The organism is Novipirellula sp. (assembly GCF_041583735.1).
Lineage (GTDB): Bacteria > Planctomycetota > Planctomycetia > Pirellulales > Pirellulaceae > Novipirellula.
Genome location: NZ_JBFHFD010000453.1, coordinates 1 through 7,034 on the forward strand (window position 1 = coordinate 1; position 7,034 = coordinate 7,034).

At 54.8% G+C, this 7,034-nt stretch carries 7 protein-coding genes; 3 read left to right on the top strand and 4 right to left on the bottom strand.

Features of this window, described 5'->3' with window-relative positions; genetic code table 11:
- Window positions 1-130: 130 nt before the first annotated feature.
- Complete coding sequence (locus tag ABX962_RS25490; RefSeq protein ID WP_372723536.1) at window positions 131-664, bottom strand: hypothetical protein; 534 nt, start codon at window positions 662-664, stop codon at window positions 131-133.
- Window positions 665-736: 72 nt separating this feature from the next.
- On the opposite strand from ABX962_RS25490, the gene ABX962_RS25495 reads away from it, so the two are divergent.
- Entirely contained in the window at window positions 737-1,306 is a 570-nt protein-coding gene (locus tag ABX962_RS25495) for a hypothetical protein (protein ID WP_372723538.1), read from the top strand.
- Between the two features lie 57 nt (window positions 1,307-1,363).
- Here ABX962_RS25495 and ABX962_RS25500 read toward each other — a convergent pair whose 3' ends face one another.
- Window positions 1,364-1,915 carry a DinB family protein gene (locus ABX962_RS25500; RefSeq protein ID WP_372723540.1) on the bottom strand — a complete coding sequence of 184 codons (552 nt, stop codon included), beginning with the start codon at window positions 1,913-1,915 and terminating at the stop codon, window positions 1,364-1,366.
- A gap of 323 nt (window positions 1,916-2,238) precedes the next feature.
- Here ABX962_RS25500 and ABX962_RS25505 point away from each other — a divergent pair, with 323 nt between their 5' ends.
- Window positions 2,239-2,874 carry a hypothetical protein gene (locus ABX962_RS25505; protein WP_372723542.1) on the top strand — a complete coding sequence of 212 codons (636 nt, stop codon included), beginning with the start codon at window positions 2,239-2,241 and terminating at the stop codon, window positions 2,872-2,874.
- Between the two features lie 46 nt (window positions 2,875-2,920).
- Here the strand turns inward: ABX962_RS25505 and ABX962_RS25510 are convergent, their stop codons facing one another.
- Complete coding sequence (locus ABX962_RS25510) at window positions 2,921-3,658, bottom strand: alpha/beta hydrolase (RefSeq protein WP_372723543.1); 738 nt, start codon at window positions 3,656-3,658, stop codon at window positions 2,921-2,923.
- Between the two features lie 185 nt (window positions 3,659-3,843).
- On the bottom strand, window positions 3,844-5,871 hold the full coding sequence (locus ABX962_RS25515; protein WP_372723545.1) for a sigma 54-interacting transcriptional regulator: 2,028 nt from the start codon (window positions 5,869-5,871) through the stop codon (window positions 3,844-3,846).
- A gap of 171 nt (window positions 5,872-6,042) precedes the next feature.
- Here ABX962_RS25515 and ABX962_RS25520 point away from each other — a divergent pair, with 171 nt between their 5' ends.
- Window positions 6,043-6,861 (top strand): enoyl-ACP reductase, encoded by an 819-nt coding sequence (locus ABX962_RS25520; protein WP_339938603.1) that lies wholly within the window; start codon window positions 6,043-6,045, stop codon window positions 6,859-6,861.
- The last annotated feature ends 173 nt before the right edge of the window (window positions 6,862-7,034 follow it).

The window sequence follows — 7,034 nt, forward strand, 5'->3', positions numbered from 1 at the left end:
CAGCATCGAGGCGAAACGATGCAGTTTTTCCAGGTCGGGGTTTTGAGATCGATCGTTGGGGTCGGCGTTTGGCATCGAAGAAGGCTGGTGAAAATCGAACAAGGCTGGTGAAAAAGGAAGCGGGATACGCTCAAGAGCGGTAGTAATCGATCCACTGGATCTCGATCTCGGTTTCAGCGGAGAGCAATTCGCCGGGGATCTCCACTCGCATCGCGTCTTTCGTACGCGAAACCCGGATATTGGCTTTTTGGGACGGTAAGTTCTGGAATTTCGCACCCTCGTCGGTCAGAATGAATTGATCCATCGCACCGCTGGTTCGCCGAGACCCTTGAATCAGGATGGATTTACCTCGTAGCGTGAATCCTTCGAGTTCAGCGAGCGGCTTTCCTGGCTTGTGTTGAATCAACAACACCACGGTTTGGGGCCAGGACGTTTCCGCGGCGCTGCGGTGCAGTTTCAGCTGGCCAATGCCGACGGAGGAAAAAATCTGAATTTGAAGCTGTTTGTCCGTCAGCTTGATCTCGCCACGGTCATCCGACTTTTGCTTCGCACCCAGCTTACCCGTCGTGTTGCCACCCGTCGTTTTACCAAACGTGAGCGAATAGCGTTCCATTGTCGCTGCGTTGAGCGGCGAACCGCACAGCAGCATGCCCAGCAGGAGCATGGCAAGAAGAGGTCGAGGGCAATTTTTCATCGACATCGCGTTTGAACCATTTAATAAAAGGGGGAGGGATTCTTGTCGTCACCCTATTCACCACCGCCGCTGCCGAATCGTCCCGTCGTTCACCGGGCATTGGGGATCGCGACACGATTCATCGCAGGCGTGTTTGCATTGCTGTTTGTGATGATCGTGATCATGGCCGCGTATCAATTGCGGACGATGATCTTGTACGGTGCGGGGGCGTCGGGGCCGATTCCGCTGGTCATCGCGACTGGTTTCCAGCTGGCGATACTCGCCGTGATCATCGCGTTGTTGTGGCGATTGAGTAATCACTTTCTATATCCTAAGACGCACGGTTTTGGCGTTTGTGACCGACAAAATGCCGCACATCTGTTGGCTTATCACGCGAATCTTGATTTGTCGCAGGTCTCGCTGCCCGATCCGTTGTACGCGTCTTTGCGGCTACGCGAGTTGTTGCTGATTTACACGTTGATGGATCGACAAGAACACCCCGACCGCTTGCTCGCATTATTGGCAACGATGAAAACGCACCTGGATCTGCAGGGCGAGAATGAAGATCCGATCGGGGCTAGGGGCCAAGACGAGCTTGAGGAATCCAGTGTGGTCCAATCTCGCTTGAGTTAACACGAGTTCGCGTTCCCCCCGGTATCTTGTCGCTCTCGGTTTATAAGGAGGACGCGTCTACATCGCGGCTTGCATTTTCAGCGGTACGTTGCAGCGATTGGCAACAATTTCCAAATGGTGCTGCAGATGCCCCGCCGCGATCCAAGCGAGTGCCCGCACCGTCACGGTTTGTTTCTCGGCGACACCGCTGTGATCCCAGGCATTGGGAGTAATTCGCCGCAATAAGGCCACATTCGCTTGCCGCAGAGCCCCCAATTCGCCAACGATTTGGTGGAAATTGCCGAGCCCAAAACGGCTGTCGGCATACGCGTTTTCGTCCCATCCGGGAAGCTCGGTCGTATCGCCCGCAGCAAATCGCAATATGCGATAACCAAACACTCGCTCGGCATTGCTGCAGTGTTCGTAAACTTGGCGAATCGTCCAACCATAAGGCGGATGGACCTTGTCGAGCTGCTCGGCGCAAAGGCTGCCTGCGAGCTCGCAGATTGTAAACAATTGGTTGTCCATCGCTTTCAGGACACAGTCACCGGTGACTCGCTCGATCAGTTCTCGATGGTAGGGCGAAGTGGTTTCAGCGGGCGTCGGACGCCGGCTTGCAATTTGAGTCATGTTCAAAGGTGAGTAATGGCGTGTGAGGAATGTTTTAGCAGCGACCTATCCCGCAGTGCTAAAGCCCAATGACAGGACGATCGCTGAGTTGACGTGATGTAAATATACCAAGGATGAAATAATACCAAGATTTATATTGTTTCTCGATTCGGCTTCGCGGCTTCCGCCGCCATCACAGGGGTTTCCTGCGTGACATGCCCTTAATGCAGCAAAACGAGGGGGGGCGTGATCTGGTTTCGCTGCGAACGGGCAAGATTTTTTATGCAAACCGGTCAAAAAGATGGAACTCAATTAATTACGTCGAGGAGTAGGATCTGCTACAAATGATATTTCAAATCGGCACTGAGTTAATCAAGGGGGGGATTTTGCTACAGATCATTGCGTTCATGTTCGCGATGGCGATGTTGGCTGGTCTCGCCTTGATTGCTGCGGGATATCGTCAACTAGCCAAGATGCAGCGGCACTGCGATGCGTCACTTGAATGCTTGGTCGAAGCGATTGCGAAAGAGCATTTAATCGTCGGACATCTGCTCGACGCATTGCCGAGCGATTTTGAGACCGCCCGTCAGATTCAATTAGCGGATGCTTTCCGAAAATCGGAGAACGCATTAAGTAAATTGCGTTTGGATAGTTCAAACCGTGCTTCGGCAAGAGCCTTGGCCGACGAGCAGCGTCAATTGGTGGTCACATCCTCGTTGTTAGTCAAACAGGTTGAGGCGGACGAAGTCCTTGCACATCGCGGTACCATCCGAGGGTGTATCCAAGGCCTTGCTGCCGCGCAAGAAAAATCGCACGCTGCGATGGTCTCGTACAACTTGGCGGTGATCTCGATGGCAACGCATCGTGAGCTACCCATCCCCTCGCTGGTTTGCGTGATGTTGCGATGTCACTCCAATCACCGACCTCTGATCGATTGGACTCCCGAATCGAGCAGTTCCAGCATGGAATGCGACTACTAAATCGCTGTCGCGTCGTTCCGCTGTCAAAGTCGATGGCAACAGTCCGCTAGGCATCGCGCGGCAAGGCGTTCATCCACTGTGCCGTCGTTTCGATCGATTCACCATCAATGGTGTGCCCTCCACGAAACGAATGAAACTCGGTTTCGATGCCCGCTTCGCTTAACCACTGTGACAATGCGACGGCGCTGGAATAAGGCAAGATGGGATCGACGTTGCCGTGGGATTGGTAGACGCGGGTTTGTTGGAGTCGGCTGAGCGACGCGTTCCAGTGAGATTGGCAGACCAATGTTCCTGAAAATAGGATCAATATCTGCGGGGGATCGATGGTCCCGCGAAGCGCCGTATCGAGCGTCAACATCGCACCTTGTGAAAATCCGCCTAGCACGAGGGGAGCGTCGGGGACGCCCATCTCGACTTTCATCGCCGCAATACTGTCGCTGAGCGTTTGACGCGCTTCATCGATTCCCGGTGGGACTGCGGTGTGCAGTTCGCTAAACGACGAGGATTGAGCGTGTTGTGCAAGTTGAGCCATGTTGATCGGCCACCACGCACGTCCATCGGGCATCCCCATTTCAGCCAACGTTTGCGGAGCCGCAGGGAAAACAAAGCGGAAATCGACTGCGTCCTCACCCAGCAACGTGATCCATTCAAACGCGAGCGAAGCGAGATCGGTGCCAGGGGCTCCGTAGCCGTGACACAGAACGACCAGGACTTTCGGCGACGGGCCTCCGTCAATGACGATACAGTCAAGAGATCCGTAAAGCGTGCGGCGAGGTTCGAACATGACCGATGGGGGGCTTGTTGAGAGGGGACGCACCACCGCAGCATGGGGCGGTGGATTTGTCGTTGCGGGCGGCTCACGATGGGCCGCGGAGCCCCGTTTTTAGGCGATCCGGGATGCTTGGGAAAGGTGGTAGCCCAGGGACGCCGAGGTCCCATACTCGCTTTGAGCAAGCGAAATGCACGCGTTTATTCGCCCGAGGTGGGCATACCCAACTGACGCATTTTGCGGTACAGGTTCGAGCGATGCAGTCCGAGTCGCTCCGCCGCTTCGGTCATATTGCCGCGACAGTTTTCGATCGCTTGGTTGATATGGGCGACTTGATAGATGCGGGTCGCATCGGAGAGTGACGGTGGGGCGCTGGACAAAAACGAGGCTTCACGATTCCCCCCCGAGGTCAGCGATGAGGTTCCGGTCAACATCAAGTCATCAACCCCGATCCGATCCCCGCTGCACAGATAGCAAACGCGTTCCATTGTGTTTCGTAGCTCGCGAACATTTCCAGGCCACGGATGCGACAGCATCGTCAATTTTGCGTTGGCATCGAGGGTCGGAACCGTCCGCCCGATTTGATAGGCGAAGTGCTGCAGAAAGTGGTTGGCTAACATCAAAATGTCGTCGCCACGTTTGGCTAACGAAGGAAGCGTCAGCGAAACAACGTTCAGCCGAAAGAACAAATCCTCGCGAAACCGTTTCTCGATAATTCGTTGTTCGAGCGGCTGATTGGTGGCAGCGATCACGCGGACGTCGACGGGAATGGTTTGCGATCCGCCCACGCGAATGACCACTTTGTCTTCGAGTACCCGTAGCAATTTTGCTTGGCCGCCGGGGCTCATGTCGCCCACTTCGTCCAAAAATAGGGTTCCGCCATTTGCCAGTTCGAACTTGCCCACCCGAGTTTGGCTGGCGTCGGTGAACGAGCCCTTTTCGTGGCCGAACAGCTCGCTCTCTAACAATGACTCGACCAAGGCTGCGCAGTTGACGGCAATAAACGGCCCACTACGACGATTGCTTTCGTAATGGATGTGCCGTGCGAGCACTTCTTTGCCCGTGCCGTTGCTGCCTAGGACCAGCACGGTTAGATCGGTTGCGGCAACCTTTTGTGCATTTTTACGCACCTGATCAATCGAAGGGTGGTTGCCGATCAGTTGCGTTTTCGAGGCGGCGTCGTCGACCAATCGGTCACGCGAATCGGTCAGCGATTTCCTCGTTTGCAAGCTGTGGATCGCAGCGGCGGCATGCAGTGCCAAGTCCGATAGCAGCACGACGTCGGAATGATCGAACGAACCGTTGCGACGGTTGATTGCTTCGAATACCCCGACGATTTCTTCGCGGCCATGGGCGGTCGGTTTGGTGTTTGCGCCAAAATGAGCAACCGGATTGCACATCGGCACGGCCACCAACGAGTGAGTTTGGAACTCGAGCGTGCGGTCCACCGTGCGGTTGACTCGCGATTCGTCATCGTCGCTGTTGCCGTTCCAGATTTTGGCTTCGCCGGTGCTGAGCACTTCACCGACCACGCCTGCTTTGTCGTCCACTTCGAGCGGTTTGCCCTCGACGCCAAGTGCCGGACGTCCGATGAGTTTCTTGCGTCGTCGGTCCCACAAAAAGATACTGGCGCGTTCACAGTGCAGCAGTTTCGTTGCGGTGTCGGCGATCCGCTGCAGCAGGGCTTCATCATCATCGAGTTGCTGCCACTGAGCGGCCGCTCGCAGCACCGAAGACAACTGATCGATTCGCTGTAGATTACGGTCATGGGTGTCAATTCGGTGTAGCGCCGCCGACAACATGTCTGCGATCGGCTGAGTGTGCGGAGCCGATTCGGTCGGCTCGAGTCGACTCCTATCGTCAGACAATCGCATCACCAATGCCGAGCTGGGCGACGGTTCGCCCGTCGTGTTGGATCCGCGTTGCGGTTGGGCCAGCGGGATCGCATGCCATCCGTCGGCTGAAATCGTGACCCCGCGGTCAAAGGCTTCCCCGACTAATTCGGATGGAAATGGCAATTTTTCGCCGACCCAGCATTCCGGTGTCCATTTGCCACTGCGTTGGCTGACCAAACCGCCCAAGGTTCCTCCCATCGACTGTAAAACCCCGGGAATTGCCACATCTAGAAAATCGTGGCGGGAATGGTCTGCTTGCAATGTCTTCAAAATATCAATCGATAACTCATTCTCGAGCCGGTCAGATTCGATCAATGCAGGTGTCTCGGTCATTGAAAGGTTTCCCAAGCGAAATTAGACAAATAGACGAGGATGGTACTTACCCGTTATCCTGTGACTTCGTTGCCACGCGGCGCGAAGTTGAATCGCGTAAACTGTTGATGCGATATTTGCAAAACTCGGTCTCTCTACGTGACCGCCAAGATTTTTAGGAATGAAGTGACGATGCAATTCAAAGGCAAAAAAGGTCTGATTCTGGGCGTGGCGAACGACCATTCGATCGCATGGGCCATCGCAAAACAAATCATGGATCAAGGTGGTGAATGTGGATTTACTCATTTACCCGACCGCGCGGATGACGAACGGCAACGAAATCGCCGTCGCGTTTCGCAACTCACCGACAAGTATGAGAACGCAAAGTTTCTTGTACCCATGGATGCGCAAAATGACGACGATATCCGCAGTGTTTTTGATCACACTAAGGAACAATTTGGAAAAATCGATTTTATGCTGCATTCCATCGCGTTTGCCGACCGCGACGACCTTTCTCGCGATACCGTCGAGACAAGTCGCGCCGGATTTAAATTGGCAATGGACGTCAGTGTCTACACTTTGATCGCTTGTACTAACGCTGCTAAGGGTATCATGAACCCGGGGGGTGCGATAGCTACCATGACCTATTTTGGGGGGGAGAAGTGCGTTCCCGGCTACAACGTCATGGGGATTTGCAAGGCAGCATTGGACGCCACGGTCCGCTATTTGGCTTACGATATGGGGCCATTAGGAGTACGGGTGAACGCCCTTTCAGCAGGCCCGATCCGGACATTGGCCGGTCGTGCTGCGGGCGTTGAAAAAATGTTGACCATGTACGAGCACATGGCGCCGATGGGCCGCAACGTGACTCACGACGAAGTCGCGCGGACCGGTGCATTCTTGCTTGGCGATGATAGCAACGGAATCACCGGCGATATCCTGCACGTCGATGGAGGTTATCACGCCATGGGTAGCCCCGGACGTTTGTTGGATCAATTGCAGCAGTCCTAAACTGCGATTTGCCCCTCGCACCCGCTTCGATACGCCCCCCGCCGGACACGACTGGTTTTTTCGAAGCGGAATTGTTTTCACCGCACGACATCGGCTCGATGGCTTTTTTGGGGGCCCGAGCCGTTTCCTCAATCCTGTGACTCGATTGGATTTCTGATGGTAAGAACTGCAAG